Genomic DNA, 22,680 nt, shown 5'->3' with positions numbered 1-22,680 from the left:
TTAGTTGTAATTTTTTAATTTTTTAGCTATGGGCGATCGATTGCCACTAACCACTAACTACTAACAATTAACAAAATATTATCCAGGTAATTGCTTTTTCAGAGCTTCTAAAGAAGCCCATCGAGCATCAGACAAAGGTTGCGATTTATCGACATCTGTGAGTTGAATGCCCCGGCACTTAGAGTCACACAACTTTCTCAGTGGCATTTCCAGACATATTTGCTGATATAGCCAATCTCCCGCCTCAAAATAGCCGTTAGGAGATAGAGTTTCTACCAAATCTTCTAAATCGACTTCGATTTCTCCCGCTTTTGACTCTACTGAACTTGCTGCTTCATCCAGCCAAATCATTTCCGAAGTATTAACTGCCAAACGGTGATTGTATTGTTTTAAACATCGATCGCAGGTGAGAGTAACAATTGTTTCTGCCTTCGCCCTGACATCCAGATAAGTCCCTTGGTGCGTCACTCGTAAATAGCCTCTTACAGGCGTAAGAGTTTCTAGATCCGGCAGTAACTCTTCAAACTGAATTTCCTCTTTCTGCTCTGTTTTTTTGAGTAGATGGGGGATATAAATTGCATCCATCTTAATACCTCGCCTTCCTCTTGCGATTTAGGATTTGGGATTTGCGATCGCTAGCAAATCTCAAACCCCAAATTAACTCAGCGCAACCGCACGACTAAGCGACGGTCTGGCTCTTGTCCTATGCTATAAGTTTCTAAATCGTCGCATTCGCTCAAAAGGCTGTGAACTTGACGACGTTCCGCAGAAGAAAGAGATTTGAGTTCAAATTGTTCTCCCGTCTGCCGCACTTGTGCTGCTGCCCTTTCTGCGATCGCTTGCAATTCCTTGAGACGACGCAATCTATAGCCATTCAGTTCAATTGTGTAACCCGTTGGTTCACCTTGCTCCTCAGAGATGTTGACAATGGTGTTACATAAATATTGAATTGCATCGATTGCCATACCCTCATAACCGATTAGAATTTCAATCTGAGCTGGTGTCAGGCTACTGTCATCAATAGTCAACCAGTAGCCATCTTCTTGATGGCTAGGGATGACGTTTGAGGTAATCTTGGACAGGCTGAGTAGTTTTTCTAACCATTCCTGTCCGCGCTGTATTTGATTCTCACTCATGGTTAGTATCAAGCCTTCTTCTTAGTACGTCCCGGCTCAAAAGGAAGTGCATCTTCTCCCTTATCTTTCTTTGCTTTCGCCTCAGCTTCATCTACTATTTTCTGGAGATTGTCCGGTAATGGTTCCCGTGACAAAATAAAAGCCTGAACGGTTTGAAAGATGTTAGCAACCAGCATATACATCAACACACCTGCTGGCAGGGGAAAGAACAAAAACATCCCAGAAAATATCACGGGAGTGAGTTTATTAATTGTCGCCTGCTGGGGATTATCATTCGGCCCTTGAGTTTGTCCAGAAAGGGTTTGGTTAACATACAAGCTGATACCAAAGCCCAGAATCATTACCAGAATATCCCAGTGAATCTTGCCGTCTGGATCGATCGCGCCGACACGGCCGAGGGCTTCAATAAATAGGAAGCCTTTGTTTGTCGCCAAACCAGGGATCGTACCTTGAATCGTTGCATCTCCGGGTTCTAGAGCTGTAATGTTCCCTTGTTCATCCACTTGCACCCGCTCTTCCCCTTTGATTACTTTCCAATGGGGGACGAGCGTATTTTGATCGTATTCTGCTGCTAGAGCCGCTAGCGGTTTGCCCTCAACTGTTTGAAACTCTAGATGGGTTTTTTCGCCAACTCCGAGTTTGTCTCCCCCTGGAAGTAAGCCGATAATCGGAGCGTGAACGCTATCGGCGATGTAAATATTTTGAGGAGGAGTTGCAAAAGCTTGCGGTTGTACCCGTTCGATCTGTTCTTGGGGTAGGACTTGGAGGTTAACGGTATAGTTAACATCAGAAAAAGGCGAACCTCGCAAAGTGGCAAATAAGGCAAATAGCACTGGCATTTGCACCAATAGCGGGAAGCATCCAGCTAGGGGATTGCCAAATTCTTTGTATACTTTGCTCATTTCTTCCTGCTGTTTGGCAGGATTGTCTTTATGTAGCTTCTGAATTTGCTCAACTCGCTCTTTCATCAATGGCTGCGCTACTTTCATGCGGCGCATATTGCGAAGGGAGCCTGCATTTAGCGGGTAAAGGGCAAAGCGAATTACAAGCGTCAGAGCTACGATCGCTAAACCGTAACTAGGCACGATCCCGTAGAAAAAATCTAGGATCGGTAGCATTAGGTTATTGGAGAGAAACGAGATACCAAAATCCATTAGCTTTGATTTAACTTAAGTGCTCTGAGTTTTCTAATTTAAAGTAGCTACAATCCTTGGGGATTAGTAGGTTTTGAAGTGACAGAAGGTAGGCGGTTATAGCCTAAAATTAAGGGTTTTACCTTAAAATTTGTCACTTAGAGGTTGTGAGGCTAGCTTTTTGAGCTGCTGGAGACAGTTTTTCATTTATGTAATCGTAGATTTCACGGAATCTAGGAATTGCCCGAAGTTCTAAGCGGCCACCATTTTTGAGGGTGACGACCATATCTCCGTAGGTGCCGAAACCGCGTGGTACTTTTACTATTTTGACAATTTCTGAGTAAACTATGTCCGTGCGATCGCCTCCCATCCAGCCGCCTGTCACTGAGATTCGGCGGTTGGTGATCCGGTAGCGCAGCCACAGCGATCGCACGATCGCTCCTACGGCTAGGGGTAAGCCAACTACGGTCATACCTAACAGTAGGTTAATCATCAAGTCTGCGATCGCCGGCCCGCCTTCATAAAAGACTTCCTCTTTAATTCCCATTTAGCACCTCCGCTTCTACCAACAACTGCTCTAATTCTTGCAGAAATTCACCATAATTGCACTCTTGGGCTGTAGGCCGAACTACAATTACTAGATTCCACCCAGGAGAGATGCGGGGCAACATCTGCCGCAGGGCGGCCCGAATCTGTCGCTTAATTCGGTTGCGGACGACTGAACGCTTGCTAACTTTGAGACTAATAGAAATGCCGATGCACGTTGCAGGCAAGGATTTCAAGTCTTTTTGCTGCTGAGCTAATTCGGCTTTATTTGAGTGCCGCAGAGCTCTTAATGTCAGATGGTGGGAATTGCGGCGAATTCCTTTGCGGTAAACGGCACTGAAGTCTTCTTTGCGCCGGAGTCGGTTGGCTGGGGGCAACATGGGGTCTGGTGGCAGAAACCTGGTTTCACTGAAGGCAACATTTAAGCTGCGTTTGGCACGAGAAACCGGGTTTCTGGTAAGGCGTTGCCATTCGCGAGGGATTTATTTCTAGACTGCTAAGCGATGACGACCTTTTTTGCGGCGGGCGCTAATTACGGCTTGACCGTTTTTGGTTCGCATTCTGGCCCGAAAACCTGATGTTCTTTTGCGTTTGCGGCTGGTTCCATGTAAGGTTTGCTGTGTCATCCCGATTCCTCCCGGCGAGCTTGTTTAAATTGCGTTAAAAGTCACAATCTTTGATTTTACTCTATTATGGCGCTACTTTCAATACTAAAAGTTGTAATTTACTTGGTTAGAGCCTTTGCCAATAATGTTGAGTTTGCTTGTATTTTAATGATTTTATGGAAAAATTAGAATTTAAGCAAGTAGAGATATTGCAAGTCATGGCGATCGACCCAGCAATTGCCATTAACTGGGATTGTTTAGTTTCACTCCTAACGACATTATTTAAATGATTTTATGTCAACTAATCCTAACTCTGACCCGACACTGGTAAATGTGATTGAAAAGCTAGACAAGCTATCAACTGATGTTGAGAGGCTATCAACTGATGTTGAGAGATCCAATGACAAATTCGATAACTATCAAAAAGCTACACAGTGGGTTGTGCAACTTGCTTTCAGTCTGATTGCCAGTGCTACTATTACTATAATTATTACTTCAATTCTCCGTAGGTAGCTGATGGCTTGGCGACTTGCTTCAACCTACGGATAGATTTTACTCCAGCTTTCCCAAGCGGATGTTCGCACAAAACTCCTCGCCTTGAAGGAATAAGCGATCGTTCACAATTTAATATAAAACTCAATCAAATAACTTTCTCCCCGCTCTTGACACCTTCGTACAGACCATGTAGTATATCAAATACTACACAAAGAAATTCTGCTTTTTTTCAGAAAGGTTAAAGGGAGAAGGAAGAGCAATATATGAATAACTCTCGGTTAGTTAAAATCAGCAAATATCTCAGTAGACATCTTCGGCACACACCAGAGCGCTTAGGCATAGAACTCTCTCCTGGGGGCTGGGTTGCTGTCGATCGACTCCTAGCTGCAAGCAGCGATCGCAATTTCCCTATTCAACTGGCAGAACTCAAAGAAGTAGTCGCAAAAAACGACAAACAACGTTTCTCATTTGACTCCACAGGTACTCTAATTCGTGCTAACCAAGGACATAGTATAACAGTTGATTTACAATTAGAGCCTGCTGTTCCTCCTGATGTGTTATATCACGGAACTGGAAAAGGCGCAGTCGAGTCTATTCTCAAGAGTGGAATTTGCAAAATGTCGCGACACCACGTTCATCTATCTGTTAATATAAAAACAGCGCAAAAGGTAGGAGCAAGGCACGGTTTACCAGTAGTTTTTACTATCGCCGCAGAAGCAATGCACGATCGAGGTTATACATTTTACTGTTCTGAAAATGGAGTTTGGCTTGTCGAGTACGTTCCGCCTGAATATCTAAAGCTAACCTGAGCCACAAAATTACTCCCGCACCTTGTAGATTAGGGGCTGCCATAATCTATATCGCGAAGGAAAGAAATATTCTACTAATCGCAGCATTCAACTACTGACAGATTAATAGTGTAAGGCCGCCACCCTAGCTGTAAAAAAATATCCAGAGGGCGGCGTTACCAAGAAGGGTGAGAAAGTCATATTAAATTTTAAAATTTAGTACCGAGGATTGGAAATAATGGGTTCAGGATACTTTAGCGATCGCCAAGACAATTCCCTCCAAAACAACCCTCAAAGTAGAGGGCTATTAGGCGCTGGTTGGCGACCATTATATAGAGAGTTTAACTTGAGTTACCTGTTGCATTTAGCAGCTAACGATCCCTTAGAACTCACTCAAAAAACTCTGGATATCGCCAGCGATGTCGCTGATGCTCTCGGTCGCAATCAATATAGTTGGTTCGCAAATATTTTAAATGTATTTTCTGAAAACACGCGCTATGAAATTGACGAATTTTGGAACTATATTACCCCCCAACCATTAGGCCCAGATTATCGGTACAAAGACATTCTGAGTATAGAAACTCCTGTTACTCAATTAGTGAGCCGCGATAGTATTCCCATCGATTACGTTCTCAACAAATTGCAGGAAATTACAATTTTCAAGGTTCTGACTTTGTTGGGTAAGCCCGAAATCGTTACCCAGTGCTTTATGGAGCGGCATTTTTATTACCCAACAGAGCGATTTGTAAGCTGGGATCGTCTGGAAGTTTTAGGCACTGTTTATGCTTTTTGGCCGCAACGCTCCTGCTGGCTGCAAATAGATGACTACGATCGCGGACGCAGGCGCTATACTTTGATGTCGAAAGATATCGCGCCGATGGTAAATAAAGCTACTTACAATCTGGCCGTCATCCTCAGTGGTTACAAAAGCCGGGTTGGACAAGTTCAGAGTCAATATCCAATTCGGACATTTCCCCCTGATATCCAAAATTTTACTGATACAGTGCAGCAGGCGGTACTCGATCGCAGCCAATTGGCCGTACTCGTCAGCGGAGAACCAGGGACTGGCAAAACTGCCTGGACGCAAGCTGTAGCCAAGGAAATTCTAATGCCTTTGGGGTATGTAATTTTTATCTTGGATCACGATGCTGTAGAAAATTTCGTACCGCCTAGCTATTTGGAGCGAATTTGTATTATTATTAATGAAGCTGATAATTTGGCACAAAATCGTGCCAGCGACGCAGCTCAGCGCAATAGTAAAACCGAGCACATTCTGAGTTTACTCGACGGAACCTTATACCAGAGTGTCATTGATGAAGATGGCATTCAAGTTCAGCAAAAACTCGTAGTTTTGATGACGTGCAATACGACTGACAGACTAGATCCAGCAGTTTTACGGAAGGGAAGGGTCGATTTTACCAGTGAATTTACCTACAAATTTGTCTGAGTAAAGAGGGCTATTTTCCCAGTAAATTTACTGAATTTTTGTGAAGCTTTGGTTCTCGAGTTTTGAGTCTTAATTCAGGATCTCAGTAAATGCCGACGCGCAAAAACATCAGGTTGCATCTAGGCGGTTTTCTCAGACGACGCTGCAAACAAGCACTGAACGGGAAAATCTGCCGACCTGTTTTGCTGCTTATTTTCAACAATCTATTTTTGATGGGCTTTAGTTCTACTTAATTCACCGGAAAAGCGTTCGCGAACTGCGTAACTGCTCAAAGGCGAGTGAGCTCGCTTTCAGTATTTCGATGGTGACAACGATGGCGAGGGCAATTGCCATCGGGTTTGAGAGATAAATCAGACCAAATATCCATAGACAAGCTTATGTCGGAGATGCTATTAATAAGGGGTTAGACCCCCTATAAGTTAAACCCATCAACTCAGTGACCAGAGAAAGCTGGGGTGTCTCAATTAACATCCCAGATAATTTTTAAACATGACCGACAAGGAGGGCATCCCAAAAGTGCACACAAACCAAGCTCAGCCGACAATTCCGGTATTGGCGACTTACACCAATGGGAAGACCCTGACTGCGAACCAACCTCCAGAGATGGTCATGTCTGAGAGTGAGGACAGATTTCGCCGATTTGTAGAATACATACCCGCAGCCGTTGCTATGGTTGACCGCGAAATGCGCTATCTAGCCGTTTCTCGGCGGTGGCAAAAAGATTACGGCAACAGCAGCTACGATGCGATCGGCTGCTCTCATTCCGAACTCTTCCCCAACCTCCCCGATACTTGGTGGCAAAACGCCCAAGCTTGCCTAGCAGGAATCCTCCCGGAGTGCGAATCAGAAACTTTCATCATACCCAACGGCAAAATTGAGTGGGTGAAATGGGTATTTCAGCCTTGGTATAGCAGCGACGGTGCGATCGGCGGCCTGATACTCTTCACCGAAATCATCACCGAGAGCAAGCACCTAGAAGAAGCGCTACAGCTAACTCAATTTGCGATGGATCGCGCCGCCGATGCCGTCTTCTGGATGACCTCAAACGGGCAACTTTGCTACGTCAACGAAGCCGCCTGCCATTCGTTACAATACTCCCGTTCAGAACTGCTACGACTCAGCATTCACGACATTGACCCCGAATTGTCAGCAGAAACATGGCCAAACCATTGGAACTTAGTCAAACAACAAGGTTCCTTCACCTTTGAATCTCGCCGCGAAACCAAACGGGGTCGCAGTTTTCCCGTAGAAGTAACTGTCAACTATTTAGAATTTAATGGTATTGAGTATCACTGCGCCTTTGCCCGCGATATCACCGAGCGCAAAGCAGCACAGGCAGCACTTTTAGATGCTAAAGAACAACTCCAAGCAGTATTAGATGCTGTACCGGGATTGGTTTCTTGGGTAAGTTCCGATTTGCGATACTTAGGCGTAAACAAGCATTTAGCCGCTGCTTACAAATTATCAACCCATGCTTTTGTCGGACAAAAAGTAGGGTTTTTAGAGACTAGCCCCAAATTTAACGATTTAGTTTACGAGTTTTTTGCTAGTCCAGATTGGGCTAGTTCTAAAGAAGTAACAGCTACTGTTAAAGGAGTGTCCCGCACTTATTTAATCGTCGCTCAGAAGTACCATCAAGGTAGGGCTGCGGTATTTGTCGGTTTAGAAATTACAGAGCGCAAAAGGATGGAAGCCGCCATGCGCCGGTCTGAAGAAAAGTATCGCGCATTGACTAGGAATTTCCCTAATGGCGCGGTAATTTTATTTGATTCTGACCTCCGCTTTACTCTTGCTGAAGGGACGGAATTAGAAAAAATTGGTCTTTCTCAAGAGTTAATGGAAGGCAGAACTCTTTATGAAGTTTTCCCTCCCGAAGTTTGCGAACAAGTTGAGCCTCAATATCGAGCTGCACTGGCAGGACAGCCAACGGTTTCAGAAATGACTGTAAACAACTCAATTGATTCAGACTGAAAAAATGTCTTCTTTGGGACAGTTAGTTGCAGGTGTTGCTCATGAAATTAATAATCCCGTGAATTTCATTTCTGGCAATCTTACTCATGCAAGTCACTATACTCAAGATTTGATTAGGTTGGTAGAACTTTACGATCGACACTATCCAAATCCGGTGGAGAATATTGAAGCTGAAAAAGAAGAAATGGGTTTGAATTTCTTGAAGAAAGACTTGCCAAAGCTGCTGGATTCGATGAAAGTGGGGTCAGAACGTATCCGAGATGTAGTGAGAAGTCTGCGCCATTTCTCCCGTTTGGATGAAGCTGATATGAAGCCAGTGGATATTCACGAAGGTTTAGATAGTACGCTGCTAATTTTGCAAAATAGACTCCAAGCTAAGGCGGGACGACCGGGGATTTCTCTGATTAAGGAGTATGGAAAATTGCCGCGCATTGAGTGTTATGCAGGGCAACTAAATCAGGTGTTTATGCACTTGTTGACTAATGCTATTGATGCTTTGGAGGAGGGATTTACAGTTAATGGTAGCAGACGTGGGAAAGAAAACTCACCGCTAAGCCATATAATTGAGATTCGTACTGAAGTTGTGAATGATCGGGGGGTGGCGATCGCAATTAAGGACAATGGGCCGGGTATGACGGAGGAAGTTCGCCGCTGCATTTTTGACCCGTTGTTTACTACTAAGCCTACTGGGAAAGGTACTGGTTTGGGGCTATCTATTTCTCACCATTTGGTGGTTGAGAAACATGGCGGCGAGTTGCAATGTTTTTCTGAGCCTGGACAGGGTACGCAATTTGTGATTACAATACCTTTTAGGTAATTGCTAATTGCTAATTGCTAATTGCTAATTGCTAATTGCTAATTGCTAATTGCTAATTGGTAAATAACAACTAACAACTAACAACTAACAACTAACAACTAACAACTAACAAATGATAATTGAGTGGTTAAAATTTAGAGTTCCTGCTGAAAAATGTGAGGCTTTTATTCAGCGAGACGAAGAAGTTTGGACGGCTGGATTAAGAAGCTTCCCTGGTTTTCTAGGCAAAGAAACATGGGTAGATCCAGAGCGAAATGAGGTCGTATTTATGATTCGTTGGGAAACTAGAGAACAGTGGAAGTCTATTCCGCAAAATAAAATAGATGAAATCGACCAATTGATGGGGGATTTGCAGATGCCGATTGTTGAAGTTCGTGAGTATCAGGTACGGAAGTTTTTGCATTAGACTCAAGGAATATAGCAATTTTAGATGAATTGTGAGAATAGATTTTACTCAAGCAATCTTCATGGGTTTAAATTATCATCATAAATAATGACTTAGGTTTGCTATAGTTTTTAACCGCAGATACAAGCAGGTGAGTATAAAATTATCCGTGCAGAGTTGGATTTATCTGCGGTTAAAAGGTGAAATTAGGCAAATTTTTCTACTATGCGGATGAAAAAATTTACTGTTAAATAGCTTACTCCTAATACAAGAGCAACAAAAAGAGTAATGCTGAAAATAGAGCGAATTTGGTGAAGATATTTGTTATTTGAGTTCATTTTTTAAGTGCTGATTTTCAATTGGTATCAGAAATTGACATCATATCATATCATTTTATTTTAGTTTGTGCTGGCGTTAAGCGCGATCGCATCTCGTCTCCTCTCCTTCGTTAACAAAAGTCACGCGCTATAGTGTGGTCAGGGGTATCCGGGAGTTAGATTATTTGCAGTACTCTGTCAATGGCTACACTCAGGATTTTGCGGCGGGGGAGGGTGTGCTAGTCTGGCTGTCTGGCCCAGGCGCGGAATTTATAGATGCGATCGCAAAAGTGGTAAAATCCTCTTAAAGTCCCAAACAAGCTAAACGAGCTGTAGTCAAGCCTCATGCCAAAATTAAAATAATCAAAAAACTCTTGGGCTAACCCCTAGCGAGTATATGAGTTAATAAGGATAGAACCCGATGATCCCCCAAGTCTCGCAACAAGTTTATCAAAGACGGGAAGACACTATGACTCCTAAAGCCGTGCGGAAGCTCGACCCCTCACTCCCAAAAGTGAGACCAACTTCTCACAAAAGGCACTGGCTGGAGTTGGCTGAGTATGCTTCTCTCGGTGCATCTGCTCTCGGTTCCCTAGCTGTGGCGCTTTCGGGTCAAGCTTTTTATGGGGTGGCTCCCCTGACTTTGGCGCTTTCCCTCTCTGTTGCTAACCGCTATCGTTTTGAGCAGCAGAAGGTGGTTTCTCAAGATCCAGAAATTGCTGAAGTGCGGCGATCGCTAGAGAAAATGGAAAGAACAACCGTCGCGATCGTAGTTAAACTTCGCCAGCAATTATCAGCAGATATTGAGTCTCTCCGCCAGCAAATTGTGGCGATTCCTCGTTCAGAAAACTTTGACTCTATAGATTTTGAGCAACAGATTCTCAGTCTGGGTCAGTCAGTGTCTTCTCTACAAGAGATTGTAGCATCAGCTTTGATCGAAGTTCGACAGCAAGTAAGCGCGGAAGTGCAAGCTCGATCGATCCCAGAAGCCGCAGATATAGAACCGATCCGGGAAGCGATCGCGCAACTGCAAAGCATGACTAAACACTTGACAGAAAATGCACTCACCCAAGAAGATTGGAAGGTTTTAAATACCAGGTTTTTATTAATTCAAGAAGCGATCGCAACTCTCCAGAATGATGTGCAAACTATCTCTCCCCAAACTGGAGAAGATTTATCGCTGATCGCCGCCAAAATTAACCGTTTAGAACAAGAGCAGCAAGAAGTTTTGAAACCTCACCTCAAGCGGTTAATTTATGTTGTCAAGCAGTTGCAGCAAACAGAATAGAAGGAAGAAGGAAGAAGGAAGAAGGAAGAAGGAAGAGGGAGGAAGGAAGAAGAAAAATACAATAAAATCAATAGTTTTAGCAATTGCCAAAGTATGCTCTGATTGCCTTGGCGGTTGCTATATGATTTAGGACTTACGCAGATACAAGATCGTTATGTCATTGCGAACCCAGCGAAGCAATCCCAAACCCCGATTTTTCGTACTTCATGCGTAAGTCCTATGATTAATATGGAGCGCCACCTTGTTAAATTCTCCGATTCAAACCTTCCTCGACGAATTACACCTGAAATTCCAGCCACTAAAAGAGGGTGTACTGGCTAACTACATTCCCGAACTAGTAAAGGCAAATCCTGACTGGTTTGGTATTTGTGTCGTTACAGCAGACGGTCAAATTTATCAAGCTGGTGACTGCGACCAACTATTTACAATTCAGTCAATTTCTAAAGCTTTTGTCTATGGAATGGCTTTAGAAGATCGCGGTCGAGATTACGTTTTAACCAGAGTTGGTGTTGAACCTACGGGAGATGCTTTTAATTCTATTCAAGTAGATGAAGTTTCAAAACGGCCTTATAATCCAATGGTAAATGCAGGCGCGATCGCTACTACCAGTTTAATCAAAGGCATAGACCCCACCGAACGCCTCAACCGAATGTTAGATATGTTCCAGCGTTACGTCGGTCGCGATTTATTCGTAGATATGTCTGTTTTCACCTCAGAACGCAGCACCGGACACCGCAACCGCGCAATGGCACACCTCATGCTCAATTTTGGCATGATTGAACCCAATATCGACGAAGCTCTAGACCTTTATTTTCAGCAATGTTCCGTCATGGTTAACTGCCAAGATTTAGCAGTTATGGCCGCCACCCTCGCTAATTGTGGCATCAATCCGATCTCCAAAGCACGAGCCGTTGAATCTCGCTATGTGAGAAATATTTTAACAATTATGTACACTTGCGGTATGTATAATTTTGCTGGTGAATGGGCTTATACAGTCGGGCTTCCCGCCAAAAGCGGCGTTTCTGGGGGAATTATCGCCGTTGCTCCTCATAAAATGGGGATCGCAGTCTTCTCACCTTTGCTGGATTCTCATGGTAGTAGTGTGAGAGGTCTGAAGGTATGTGAGGAAATTTCCGAACAATTTGGCCTGCACTTATTCGATTTACGAGCGGACAATTCTCAATTTTGGGGAGTTAATTCTGAGTCAACTTAAGCTGGCGAATAGAATTCGCGGCTATACAAACCAAGTCAGCCTGCGCGGACTGTAGAATTTTAACCCAACTCATGCAGGTTTCCTCTGATTCTTAAAGTCCGCCTACGCGGACTTTGTTAGTGTAGTAGCGGTTTCAACCGCCAAGTAATTAAACAGGTAACTGTGCTACAAGATTAAAAGTCAACCTTGTCTGAAAAATCCTATGACTGCTGCGATCGTTAATGAAAACCCCTTACTAATTGGCAAAGGACTACCTCCCTTCAATACCATTAAAGCAGAGCACGTAGTCCCTGCAATCACACAAATACTAGCCGAACTAGAGAAAGAGCTTAGCAGCTTAGAAGCAACTGTTAAACCGACTTGGAGTGGCTTAGTAGAACCCTTACAGAGCATTGTAGAGCGTTTAAACTGGAGTTGGGGCGTAATTGGACACTTAACTGGTGTTAAGAATAGCCCAGAATTGCGAACTGCTCACGAAACTATGCAGCCTCAAGTTGTCCAGTTTTGGAATAAATTTAGCCAAAGTAAACCTTTATATGATGCTTTTAAAGCATTGCATAGCGGCAGCGAATGGGAAAGTTTAGACTCAGCTCAAAAGCGAATTGTAGAATCCTCTATCCGAGATTCAGAGCTGTCTGGCGTAGGATTAGAAGGTGATAAAAAAGAACGTTTCAATGCTATTCAAATGGAATTAGCCGAAATTGGTACTAAATTTTCTAACCACGTTCTTGACGCTACAAAAGCTTTTAGTCTCACTCTGACAAATAAGGATGAAGTTGATGGTTTACCTCCTAGTTTACTCAGTTTAGCCGCTCAATCTGCTCGTGCTGAAGGCGCAGAAGATGCTACTACTGAAAATGGCCCTTGGCGCATCACTTTAGATTTCCCCAGTTATGGCCCTTTCATGCAGCACAGCACCCGCCGCGACTTGCGAGAAAAGCTTTACAAAGCTTTTATGAGTCGTGCTTCTAGCGGCGAGTTGAATAATTGGCCGCTAATCGATCGCATTTTAGAATTGCGAAAAGAGAAAGCTGCTTTGCTGGGATTTAGCAGTTATGCTGAATTGAGTTTAGCTAGTAAAATGGCTCCTAATGTGGAAGCTGTAGAGGCTTTGCTGGAAGAATTGCGCGGCGCTAGTTACGATGCTGCTATCAAAGATTTGGAGAATTTAAAGGCTTTTGCTGCTACGAAAGGCTCCCCGGAAGCTCAAGATTTGAAGCACTGGGATATCAGTTTTTGGGCAGAACGTCAGCGGGAAGAAAAGTTTGCTTTTAGTGCTGAAGAATTGCGGCCTTATTTTCCTTTACCCCAGGTACTTGATGGCTTATTTACTTTAGTAAATCGGCTGTTTGGCGTGACTGTCACTGCTGCTGATGGTGAGGCGGCAGTATGGCATGAGGACGTGCGTTATTTCCAGATTGCTGATGAGAAAGGAAATGCGATCGCGTATTTCTATTTAGACCCTTACAGTCGTCCCGCAGAAAAGCGCGGTGGTGCTTGGATGGATGAGTGTATTGTACGGGCTAAAATCATGGATGTAGACGGACAAAAAACACGCTTGCCTGTGGCTTATTTGGTCTGCAATCAATCTCCTCCTGTAGATGGAAAGCCGAGTTTAATGAACTTTATAGAAGTTGAAACTTTGTTCCATGAATTCGGTCATGGCTTGCAGCATATGTTGACAAAAGTAGACCATCCGGGGGCGGCCGGCATCAATAATATTGAGTGGGATGCAGTGGAATTACCCAGTCAATTTATGGAGAATTGGTGTTACGATCGCGCTACTCTGTTCGGCATGGCTAAGCATTACGAAACAGGGGAAACTTTGCCAGAACATTATTATCAAAAGTTACTGGCTGCACGCAATTATATGAGTGGTAGCGGGATGTTGCGGCAGTTACATTTTAGCTTGGTTGATATTGAATTGCATCACGGCTATCAGCCAGGAGGCGAGGAAAGTGTAATGGATGTTCGCAACCGCATTGCTAAGACTACAACTGTTTTACCGCCATTGCCTGGAGATTCATTTTTGTGCGCCTTCGGACATATTTTTGCTGGCGGTTATGCGGCGGGATATTACAGTTATAAATGGGCTGAGGTTTTGAGTGCTGATGCTTTTTCTGCTTTTGAGGAGGCTGGTTTGGAAAATGAGGATGCGATCGCATCTACGGGGGCTCGTTTCCGCGATACTGTCTTAGGATTAGGGGGAAGTTTGCATCCGATGGAGGTGTTTAAGGCTTTCCGAGGAAGGGAACCGAGCACTAAACCTTTATTGGTACATACTGGTTTAGCTGTTGCTTAAAAGTAAGGTGGTGCTGTTGTTTAAAGGTCAATTTTTTGCAGACATTTTTAGCAGCAATACCTACCTTAAGACTAACAGGAGTTATGCAAAAATATCCGTAACGCCGCCCAGAGGGAGGCGTTACGTAAAATGTATGTAGCAACTCCTGTAGTCGGTTAAGACGTTCTGAGTTTCACCAAACTCGCTGATTCTATTCCCTTTCCCTTCTTTCCCTAGCCCCTAGCCCCTAACCGCTGAAAGCGGTTGCTGTTATGCTTTTTTCATCGATTTGCGTCTGGCTGCAAGTAAGCCACTTCCACCCAAAATTAAACCCACCATTGTTGTTGGTTCTGGAACTGGTTCGGCGCTTAGAGTGACTTCATAATTACCATTATGAGAAATGCCGTCATCTGAAGCTGTTAAACCAGATTGCGTGGCATTAAAACTGTATTTATATTCAGTTTTACCGCCATAGATAACTTTAACAAGTTCGCTTGCTTGTAAGGGCAATCCTGGTATTGATGGAATTCCTAACAAAGCTAGGGCATCGTAGTGACCCGCTAAACCAATTTTAATTGTCCCGCCATCTTGATTGACATAAGAAATATTTGGGTCGCTAAAACGCTGAAAGCCACCGGCAAGTAGAAAAGTATTGAATAGTAGTTGATTGGAAGCAATACCGTATCTTGACCGCCAATTTGACCGCTTAAGCTGGTGTATTGATTATAATCTAAGAAATTGTAAAGAGCATTAAAGCTCTGAGATATATTTGCTGGGGAAATTGGAGATTGTTCGCTATTAGAAAATAACTCTACGTTTCCCCCAGGACTACTACTATCTCCATCTAGGGCTGCTTGTACGTTAGCCTGAGTATTAGCGACTGTGAATGTGTTAGTACCGTTGGAGGAATATGTTAAATAAGCTGCTGTACCACCAATGGTAGCACCAGTGATGGATGCAGCTAAAGATGAAGCAGGAGCGATCGCACCCAAACCAACTAATACTGATGCGCTAATTAAAAATTGCTTAACTAAGTATGCCATATTCTACCTCGTAGATGCTTTTGAGAAAAGAGTTTTTAGAGGGATTTCTATACTACTTTGAAGCCGATCGGTTATCTTTGATTATACTTTTACGCACTTAAGCTATGGAAGTGAGGAAGCTCAAGCTAAGTGGTAATTGTTTGGCATCCCCTAAGTAATTTCAACTACATAAGGGTAGAGAACTGTGACTTCTAGCGGCATATTTTCCTTCTATTCCGTCCTAGTCTAAACTCTTCCTAAAGGTGAATTATAAAGTTACTGTAGAATTTACTTAAGCTTTTTGTAAAGATTTGGATAAGCTTGGCTTTTCTGTCCGTAATCTTACTGTGGCAGCAGAAGTAGGGAGACTGGCAATCGGTGATATTCTTAATTACTGAGGATTTACACTCAATAAGATGGCACTGCTATAAGCATTTTCACCTAAGTCCTAATGCTTATTTGTTACCATCCACTTTTAGGGTAAATTATATTTTGATTAACAAAATACTCATCTTAACTAAAAGCAACATAACAATATAAAACTTAATAGATATGGATAAACTGACTGACTTCGATTTAGCTGTAACTCATGAAAAAACTGCTAACTTTCACCCGGCAAAATATTGGAAAAATCCCCTTAGTTTAACTTCTATTCCTTTAGTAATTTTTACTATTTTGCTGACGCTTTTCAGTTGGGGAAATCCCGCACTAGCGCTGAGAAGAGGCGATCGCGGCCCTGAAGTTGTCGAACTCCAGAAAAACTTGCAAACGAGAGGCTACTATGCTGGTGAAACTACAGGATTTTACGACGCTGCAACTCGCGCTGCTGTCAGAAAATTTCAACAAGAAAAAGGTCTAAGAGTTGACGGAATTGCTGGCCGTCGTACTCTCTCAAAGCTACAATCTAAATCTGAGGAATCTCAGGCAACTTTAACCACAACTAAGACATATTCCCAACAAACATCGAAGTCTGAGAATGTTAAACCACCTGCGATCGATGGTAAAACAGATAATGCTCCGAAAAAAGCAGAGACTTCAAACAAGATGACGCTCAAAAAAACTATTTATGGCAATATTTCGCCTAAATCAGTTGTTTATTCGGGCGCAGGTTTGTTTTTTGCCCAAAACATGATGTACCGCCACACAATCTCTGTTTACGATCGCAAATTCAATTTAGTCAAAACTATTCCCGATACGGTGAAGTTATCAGCATTTGGCTTCTCAAAATTCAAAGGCAATTATCGAGGTGCTCCGGTTGAAGCTGCTTTTTCTACTGATGGCAAGTACGCCTATGTATCTAATTATCAAATGTACGGTTCTGGATTTAAAAATCCAGGTAGCGATCGCTGTTCTCCTTCAAGAAAGCACGATCGAAGTTTCTTATACCGTATTAACACCGAATCTCTTAACATCGAAAAAGTTATTCAAGTTGGTTCCGTTCCCAAATTTAATGCAGTTTCCCCAGATAACCGCTTTCTGCTAGTTAGTAATTGGTGTACGTGGGATTTAAGCGTAGTAGACACCGAGAAAAACCAGGAAGTAAAGCGGATTAAACTGGGTGCATATCCGCGTGGTATTGCCGTAGATGCAGAGTCAAAAAATGCCTACGTTGCTGTCATGGGTTCCTCCGATATTGCCAAGGTAAGTCTCAAAGATTTTTCTGTAGAAAGGCTGAGAAATATTGGCAGTTCGCCGCGTCATTTGAACATTGACCCCGCTGGAAAATATCTTTATTCTACTTTGAATGGTGAGGGAACTGTCGCTAAAATTGACCTTAAAATGGGTAAAGTTGTGGATAAAGTTGGTACGGGTAGAGCGCCTCGTAGTATGACGATTTCCAGTGACGGTCAAATCCTTTATGTTGTCAATTACTTTTCTAATACTGTCAGTAAAGTCCGTACCAAAGATATGAAAGTGCTGCAAAAAGTTAATGTTAATTCGCACCCGATTGGAATCACCTACGATCCTGAAACTAAGCAGGTTTGGGTTGCTTGCTATTCTGGTAGTATTATGATATTTCAAGATTGAAACGTAGGGTAAGCGCTGCTGTTTAAATCTCAATTTAATTGCAGATATTATTAGCAGCAACGTCCACCTGACGACTATTCAAGGACGGACAATATAATCAGAAGATTGGGGTTCTGCTTTTCCCAGTTTAACTAAGGTTTGATAAACCATAGCAGCTACATCAGCGCGAGTTGCTGGTTGATTTGGGTTGAGCAAATCTCGATTTGGATAGTTAACAACTAGGTTAGCCTGTGTTGCTGCTGCTACTCGTTCAATAGCCCAACTTGGTATCTGCTTACTATCTTTATAACTCTTTAAAGTTGAAGCTAATTTTGTGGGCGGTTTCAGGTTAAGTCCGCTGGCTAAAGCTGCCACAACTTGCACTTTTGGCACATTTTGATCGGGACGGAAAGAATTTCCGGGATATCCTTTCATAAATCCAGCTTGCACAGATTTGGCAATGGCAGGAACAGCCCAATTATCCGCTTTTACATCCTTAAAGTTAACAGGTTTCCGAGCAATTTTTTGGTCAGTAACTATGCCTTCAATTATTGCTGCTAACTCCGCTCGCGTTACTGGCTGTTCTGGTCGAAAAGTACCATCCTCAAAACCAGTAATAATTTTGCGTTCTGATAGTTTTTCAATAAAGGGACGCGCCCAATATTTGTCAGGAACATCAGAGAATTTAATCGCAGCAGTTTGGGTAGAATTAGATTGAGGTACAGGACTTATTTTAGCAGGAACTATGGCTGTTTTAACGGGAGGAGATTGAGGTTTGGGAGTTGCAGGTAAGGGAACAGAGTTAATGATTGCTGCTTGAGGAATGATATTTGCCGCAGGGGGAATTAAGGGAATTGCTTGCGGTTGAGGTTTCGCAGGAGATGAAGAGGGACTGACAGTTGGACTAGCCAAAGGTTGACTAGGATTGTTCTCGACTGGCTGCGATTGGTTCAACCTTGCTGGTATGCTAGAGGATGGGGTGGGAGATGGCGAAGTTGAGATGTCTAGTTGATTGCCATTTTGACCAGTTGACCAAAAGAAAATGGCTGCGATCGCGCCGAACGCAACTGAGATCCCGATCCATTCATCGAAGCCTAGAGGTTTGTTTTCGGGTGATGGGGGTTGTGGAGATGCCATAGTTTTCCCTGCATAGCGATGTGTCAATTAAACCACAGCGATCGCTTAATTGCAAAATCTTGGGTAAATTTATGATTGGGGCGATCGTAGTTTGCCAATTTCTAAATCAATTTTTGTATCTTCAGCAGACATTTCACTTAATCTGCGCTTAGCAGTAGAGAATCCTTGCAAGGCGGCTTTCTTGTACCATTTTATTGCGGCTAACTCATCCTTGATAATTGCGGCTTCGCCATCGTCTAGACCTAAACCAAGGGAATAAATATCGCCGAGGATCTCCTGTGCAAAAGGGAATCCAAGTTCTGCTGCTTTGCGATACCACTTAATTGCTTGTTCTACATTTTTATCGCTCAAGTAAAGCGTTGCCAGATTATTTTGTGCAACAAGATGACCTTGTTCAGCGGCTTGGTGGTACCACAAAATCGCTTTAGCTGCATCAGATTGAATGCCAAATATTGGGTCGTAGATGCAGCCAATGGAAAACTGGGCTTCAGGATTTCCTGACTCTGCTAGTGGCAGCAAAATTTTCAATGCTTCAGAATAGTTTCCAGATTCAAAAGCAGTTATTCCTGTTTCAAAATTAGACATTTTACTCATTTTCTGGTATTGCTCCGGGAATTTCATTAGAATCCCACCAATCTATTTCTTTTGGACAATCATATTCTTTTTTAAGTGGTCTAGCTATTAAGCCGCCACGCCAGTCTTTACACTTGTAGACGCAGTATTTGTAGTTTGTATCGGGAGGGCCAGGTACTTCAGCAACAAGCTGACATCTCTTGCCCTCTAAATTATCAGAGTCGGAGTTCATGCAATTAAGCTATGTTTGAAAGGGCTAAAGCCCTTATTACAAACAATATTACTCCAAAGTTTTCACGGTCAATACTTGCGGCGGCGTAGAATCAGGAGGATAGATAAAATCTACCTGTACCGATCGCTTTTCTCCGGTTGCTAATTTCAACTTGACCATCGGTTCTACTACTTGACCAACTCGATGCCACAAATGCACGTAGCGCGTCAGATTTTGACCCCTATCATCTTTATAACGCAACCTGACTGTGCCTCGGAAATAGGGGAAATCTAAGGGAGGTTTGCGGAATCGCAACCCGTTTTTTACTAACTTATCTTCTTTTAAAGGTGTTTCCAGTGCGATCGCCACTTGCTGCTGTCGATCGCTGGTGTTGTGCAGGGGAAAAGTAAGATCGTAGTGGACACCGTAGTTACCGTGTGCTTCGTAGGCCGTATCTGGATAGCGTACTAGCAGTTTTGCTGTTTGCACTTGGTCTGTACCGAGTCTACCGCCTCGGAGGGTGGCGATTCCGTAGGAATAAGCCTTACCGCGTTGGGGAATTGTGAGATTAGTGCTATTTTTATCTACTAATTGTGCTTGCCATCGCGAACCTTGTTGCACGCCTGCAACGCGACTGTAAATCAGATTGCCAGGGGCTCCGGGCGGTGTCGGAGTTTTATCGCGGGGTAAAGCTAAGCTACCATTGTATAACAAATCTTGCCATTCTTTCAGAGTAGGGGCGCGATCGCTACCATCGGGATTTTTTTTGGCATATAGCGCCAAAGTCGCAGCGTAAACTTTACCGCTACTTTTCAATGCCATAAAGGTAGAACGACCATTTATAGGCTTTGGCAACTCCCGCACCGGAATTGAACCATTGAGTAGCATCTTGCTTTCCCCAGGAGCAAGTACCAGTTTTGCGGGAAAATTGGGTTGTCGCACTCCCCGCAAAATATTATCTACAGCACGAATGCCGTGACCAGAATATACTTCCCCTTGAGGATTCTCACTTATTGGCGGCTTTTGTTTGAAAGGCGCATCTGGTTCCATCAGATAACTCGCTGCCTGTAAGACTTCCACCGTTACGGGTTGCTTGCCGGGATTGTGTACAATCGCCCCAATGTATAAGGTTTGCAAGTTGGGGGGAGTGTGGGTGAAGTGGTGGGCGAATAAGTTAAATTGTCCCTGAAATGGGAAGTTAAGATGAGCTGCGGGTACTTTTTTCCCTTCTGGTGGAAAGGTGGAAAGCAAAATTCCCTCTTTTTTCACCCATTCTGGACTGTCGCTGTTGAGCATGGGTACATTATCCAACGATCCGGGAAGCGATCGCACTTCATTATTGACTAGGATTTCTTGGGGTGCTGGTTTGGCGGGGGTTGGTGAGGGCGATGGAGTCTGTGCTTGTACGAATGGGGCAGGTTTTTTGAGTAAAAATAATCCACCGGTGGCGATCGCGATCGCGACGATCAAAGCAATTCGAGTCAGTTTACTTTTTTTGGAAATCATCTGATTTGGCTGTAGGCGAATTTAGAACTATTTAGGATTTACGCTAGTCTAAATTTTCCTACAGCCTAAATCCTTGATTGAGAATATCCTAACCGTTGTGGTAAATGCTGTATTTTCGTCAAAAAACTGCTGGTTGAGCGAAAGTCGAAACCCGGTTTATGAGATTGGGTGCGTAAGTCCTGCATCGCCAAACCTTGAGTACGACAGGGGTTAAAACCCCTGTCTCAAAGATCAAGTCCTCCTCAGAAACTCAATCTAGTTTTGAGGCGCAAGCAACCAGCTCAAACCCAAGAGATTGAGCTGTTTTCTCCAGCTTAGAGACAATACGTTGTCGATATTTCTGTTCGTAATAGTCAGCACCTGAATCGGCATAAGCGGTTTTTGTACTCCAGAGGTGATAGAAGATGCGGGCTAGCTTGTGGGCAGTAGCGGTATTAGCCTCTGGAGCGCCCAATCTGGCTCGTAACCGACGATAAAAAGCCCCCAAAGCTGATTGAGAGCGAGATAAAGATTGAGCAGCTAAACGGAAGGCATTAGCAGCCCGATTAACTACACAACGGGTATGAGAACTTTTGACTTTACCGCCTGTAATCCTCGCAGACGGACACAACCCTAACCAAGAACAAAAATGCTTAACAGTGGGAAAACGAGTAGCATCCAATCCGACTTCCGAGAGCAGAGCTTGTACTGTGAGGACATCAAAACCAGGGATTTGAGTAAAATCTACTCCACTAATCCGATACAACTGATGGCGCAAGTCAAAATTGGGTTCGTGACCTCTGGGCTTTCTGTTACCCCGTTTGGGAGGGTCTGGTGGAGGATGGTTTTCTTCGCTAGCAAAGCTAGCTAAATATCGCTCAATCTCCACATCGCAGCTAGCAATTTGCTCTTGATAGATGTCGTAGAGTTGTAACTCTTGTTTTAACACAAATATATGCTCAACTCGATAGTCTCCACTCAAGGCTTTAGCAATATCTGCGGTACTACTTTTAATCCGAGAATTTTTCAAATTAGCTAAGACTTGAGGATTCCTTTCTCCAGCTACAATGGCGCGGATAATTGCCATCCCAGTGACTCCTGTGATGTCACTGATGACTTTATGTAGTTGCAGATTCATTTGAATTAATGCTTTCTGCATCCGCAGTACGTGGCTGCTACTGCTTTTGATTAAGTTATCGCGGTGGCGAATGTAACTACGTAGAACACAACTTTGGTCATCAGGACGAAAGGAACCGGACAATAAACCATAAGTATGTAGCTGTTGCAACCATTGACAATCCAACACATCACTTTTTCTGCCCGGTACGGTTTTGACGTGATGGGCATTCACCAGTTTGACTTCGATACCCCTGGCTTCAAAAATTTGAAAGGCTGGTATCCAATAGACTCCTGTCGATTCCATCGCGATGGTGTCTATCCCACATTCCACTAACCATGAGGCCATCTCGATTAAGTCAGGGGTAAAACAGCCAAATTTACGTACATTCTGTGACGTTCGATCAGGTGGAACGCAAACCCAGTGTTCTTGTGAGCCAATATCTATACCTGCGGCATTTGGGTTAATCTGGGTGAAATTAGACATTTCACCCGCAACAGGTTTGCTTATCTTGCATCGGATCATTTAGATGACTCCTCTTGGCGCTCGAACGAAAGGAAGTGTCCCGATTGGTGGGCGGATGTGATCTTAGATTCTCCTCAACGGGATAGGGTAATAGCCCTTCACCAATGTCATAATCATCATGCCCACGACCACGCTCTGAATCAGGCTCAAAATCGCACTATTGATTTGTCGGTCTTTGACT

23 protein-coding genes and 1 pseudogene are annotated in these 22,680 nt (G+C 43.6%); 10 read left to right on the top strand and 14 right to left on the bottom strand.

Features of this window, described 5'->3' with window-relative positions; all coding sequences use genetic code 11:
* Positions 1 to 78: 78 nt before the first annotated feature.
* From OSCIL6407_RS0124660 to rpmH, 6 genes are all read right to left on the bottom strand, one after another.
* Positions 79 to 585 (bottom strand): YceD family protein, encoded by a 507-nt coding sequence (locus tag OSCIL6407_RS0124660; RefSeq protein ID WP_007357976.1) that lies wholly within the window; start codon positions 583 to 585, stop codon positions 79 to 81.
* A 77-nt stretch (positions 586 to 662) separates the two neighbouring features.
* A complete protein-coding gene (locus OSCIL6407_RS0124655; protein ID WP_007357975.1) occupies positions 663 to 1,136 on the bottom strand; it encodes a Jag family protein in 474 nt (157 codons plus the stop codon).
* Between the two features lie 8 nt (positions 1,137 to 1,144).
* On the bottom strand, positions 1,145 to 2,290 hold the full coding sequence (gene yidC, locus OSCIL6407_RS0124650) for a membrane protein insertase YidC (protein WP_026103850.1): 1,146 nt from the start codon (positions 2,288 to 2,290) through the stop codon (positions 1,145 to 1,147).
* 133 nt (positions 2,291 to 2,423) lie between these two features.
* A complete protein-coding gene (locus tag OSCIL6407_RS0124645) occupies positions 2,424 to 2,816 on the bottom strand; it encodes a PH domain-containing protein (RefSeq protein ID WP_007357973.1) in 393 nt (130 codons plus the stop codon).
* On the bottom strand, positions 2,806 to 3,195 hold the full coding sequence (gene rnpA / locus OSCIL6407_RS0124640) for a ribonuclease P protein component (protein WP_007357972.1): 390 nt from the start codon (positions 3,193 to 3,195) through the stop codon (positions 2,806 to 2,808). Before rnpA ends, OSCIL6407_RS0124645 begins: the two co-directional genes overlap by 11 nt.
* 108 nt (positions 3,196 to 3,303) lie before the next feature.
* Positions 3,304 to 3,441 carry a 50S ribosomal protein L34 gene (gene rpmH / locus OSCIL6407_RS0124635; protein ID WP_007357971.1) on the bottom strand — a complete coding sequence of 46 codons (138 nt, stop codon included), beginning with the start codon at positions 3,439 to 3,441 and terminating at the stop codon, positions 3,304 to 3,306.
* A gap of 273 nt (positions 3,442 to 3,714) precedes the next feature.
* Here rpmH and OSCIL6407_RS0124625 point away from each other — a divergent pair, with 273 nt between their 5' ends.
* The 5 genes and pseudogenes from OSCIL6407_RS0124625 (at position 3,715) to OSCIL6407_RS0124605 (ending at position 9,344) form a co-directional block, all read left to right on the top strand.
* Positions 3,715 to 3,933 (top strand): hypothetical protein, encoded by a 219-nt coding sequence (locus tag OSCIL6407_RS0124625; protein ID WP_007357969.1) that lies wholly within the window; start codon positions 3,715 to 3,717, stop codon positions 3,931 to 3,933.
* Between the two features lie 245 nt (positions 3,934 to 4,178).
* Complete coding sequence (locus tag OSCIL6407_RS0124620; RefSeq protein ID WP_007357968.1) at positions 4,179 to 4,724, top strand: RNA 2'-phosphotransferase; 546 nt, start codon at positions 4,179 to 4,181, stop codon at positions 4,722 to 4,724.
* Positions 4,725 to 4,941: 217 nt separating this feature from the next.
* Positions 4,942 to 6,150, top strand: coding sequence for an AAA family ATPase (locus OSCIL6407_RS0124615; RefSeq protein WP_007357967.1), 1,209 nt, complete (start codon positions 4,942 to 4,944; stop codon positions 6,148 to 6,150).
* A gap of 489 nt (positions 6,151 to 6,639) precedes the next feature.
* Positions 6,640 to 8,938: pseudogene (locus OSCIL6407_RS33585) on the top strand (PAS domain S-box protein).
* 112 nt (positions 8,939 to 9,050) lie between these two features.
* Positions 9,051 to 9,344, top strand: coding sequence for a TIGR03792 family protein (locus tag OSCIL6407_RS0124605; protein ID WP_007357965.1), 294 nt, complete (start codon positions 9,051 to 9,053; stop codon positions 9,342 to 9,344).
* Positions 9,345 to 9,529: 185 nt separating this feature from the next.
* Here OSCIL6407_RS0124605 and OSCIL6407_RS37920 read toward each other — a convergent pair whose 3' ends face one another.
* Positions 9,530 to 9,661, bottom strand: coding sequence for a hypothetical protein (locus OSCIL6407_RS37920; RefSeq protein WP_007357964.1), 132 nt, complete (start codon positions 9,659 to 9,661; stop codon positions 9,530 to 9,532).
* Positions 9,662 to 9,825: 164 nt separating this feature from the next.
* Between OSCIL6407_RS37920 and OSCIL6407_RS37915 the strand changes: the two genes are divergently transcribed.
* The 4 genes from OSCIL6407_RS37915 to OSCIL6407_RS0124585 all read left to right on the top strand — a co-directional run bounded on the left by OSCIL6407_RS37915 (position 9,826) and on the right by OSCIL6407_RS0124585 (position 14,443).
* Positions 9,826 to 9,948, top strand: a complete 123-nt coding sequence (locus tag OSCIL6407_RS37915) for a hypothetical protein (RefSeq protein ID WP_267879559.1) — start codon at positions 9,826 to 9,828, stop codon at positions 9,946 to 9,948.
* 113 nt (positions 9,949 to 10,061) lie between these two features.
* Positions 10,062 to 10,928 carry a hypothetical protein gene (locus OSCIL6407_RS31940; RefSeq protein WP_019487795.1) on the top strand — a complete coding sequence of 289 codons (867 nt, stop codon included), beginning with the start codon at positions 10,062 to 10,064 and terminating at the stop codon, positions 10,926 to 10,928.
* Between the two features lie 241 nt (positions 10,929 to 11,169).
* The gene (gene glsA, locus OSCIL6407_RS0124590; RefSeq protein WP_007355845.1) at positions 11,170 to 12,141 is read left to right on the top strand and encodes a glutaminase A; all 972 of its coding nucleotides are present in this window, start codon (positions 11,170 to 11,172) and stop codon (positions 12,139 to 12,141) included.
* 202 nt (positions 12,142 to 12,343) lie between these two features.
* Complete coding sequence (locus OSCIL6407_RS0124585; RefSeq protein WP_007355847.1) at positions 12,344 to 14,443, top strand: M3 family metallopeptidase; 2,100 nt, start codon at positions 12,344 to 12,346, stop codon at positions 14,441 to 14,443.
* 249 nt (positions 14,444 to 14,692) lie between these two features.
* Here the strand turns inward: OSCIL6407_RS0124585 and OSCIL6407_RS37910 are convergent, their stop codons facing one another.
* Both OSCIL6407_RS37910 and OSCIL6407_RS36560 read right to left on the bottom strand, forming a co-directional pair.
* A complete protein-coding gene (locus tag OSCIL6407_RS37910; protein ID WP_267879569.1) occupies positions 14,693 to 15,100 on the bottom strand; it encodes an NF038130 family PEP-CTERM protein in 408 nt (135 codons plus the stop codon).
* Entirely contained in the window at positions 14,983 to 15,465 is a 483-nt protein-coding gene (locus OSCIL6407_RS36560; protein ID WP_007355849.1) for an NF038130 family PEP-CTERM protein, read from the bottom strand. The genes OSCIL6407_RS37910 and OSCIL6407_RS36560 overlap by 118 nt, the downstream gene beginning before the upstream one ends.
* Positions 15,466 to 15,996: 531 nt before the next feature.
* Here OSCIL6407_RS36560 and OSCIL6407_RS0124570 point away from each other — a divergent pair.
* Positions 15,997 to 17,472 carry a peptidoglycan-binding protein gene (locus OSCIL6407_RS0124570; protein ID WP_007355851.1) on the top strand — a complete coding sequence of 492 codons (1,476 nt, stop codon included), beginning with the start codon at positions 15,997 to 15,999 and terminating at the stop codon, positions 17,470 to 17,472.
* 78 nt (positions 17,473 to 17,550) lie between these two features.
* Here the strand turns inward: OSCIL6407_RS0124570 and OSCIL6407_RS0124565 are convergent, their stop codons facing one another.
* The 5 genes from OSCIL6407_RS0124565 to OSCIL6407_RS0124545 all read right to left on the bottom strand — a co-directional run bounded on the left by OSCIL6407_RS0124565 (position 17,551) and on the right by OSCIL6407_RS0124545 (position 22,460).
* A complete protein-coding gene (locus OSCIL6407_RS0124565) occupies positions 17,551 to 18,588 on the bottom strand; it encodes an S-layer homology domain-containing protein (protein ID WP_007355852.1) in 1,038 nt (345 codons plus the stop codon).
* Between the two features lie 69 nt (positions 18,589 to 18,657).
* Positions 18,658 to 19,173: a tetratricopeptide repeat protein gene (locus tag OSCIL6407_RS0124560; RefSeq protein ID WP_007355853.1), complete on the bottom strand. Its 516-nt coding sequence runs from the start codon at positions 19,171 to 19,173 to the stop codon at positions 18,658 to 18,660.
* A 1-nt stretch (position 19,174) separates the two neighbouring features.
* Positions 19,175 to 19,393 (bottom strand): hypothetical protein, encoded by a 219-nt coding sequence (locus OSCIL6407_RS0124555; protein ID WP_007355854.1) that lies wholly within the window; start codon positions 19,391 to 19,393, stop codon positions 19,175 to 19,177.
* A 48-nt stretch (positions 19,394 to 19,441) separates the two neighbouring features.
* Positions 19,442 to 20,878 (bottom strand): DUF3370 domain-containing protein, encoded by a 1,437-nt coding sequence (locus OSCIL6407_RS0124550; RefSeq protein ID WP_007355855.1) that lies wholly within the window; start codon positions 20,876 to 20,878, stop codon positions 19,442 to 19,444.
* Positions 20,879 to 21,128: 250 nt separating this feature from the next.
* Positions 21,129 to 22,460, bottom strand: coding sequence for an IS110 family RNA-guided transposase (locus OSCIL6407_RS0124545; RefSeq protein ID WP_173401184.1), 1,332 nt, complete (start codon positions 22,458 to 22,460; stop codon positions 21,129 to 21,131).
* Between the last annotated feature and the right edge of the window lie 220 nt (positions 22,461 to 22,680).

Origin of the sequence: Kamptonema formosum PCC 6407 (genome assembly GCF_000332155.1) — a bacterium.
GTDB lineage: Bacteria > Cyanobacteriota > Cyanobacteriia > Cyanobacteriales > Microcoleaceae > Kamptonema > Kamptonema formosum.
This window is presented reverse-complemented; position numbering and strand designations above follow the sequence as displayed.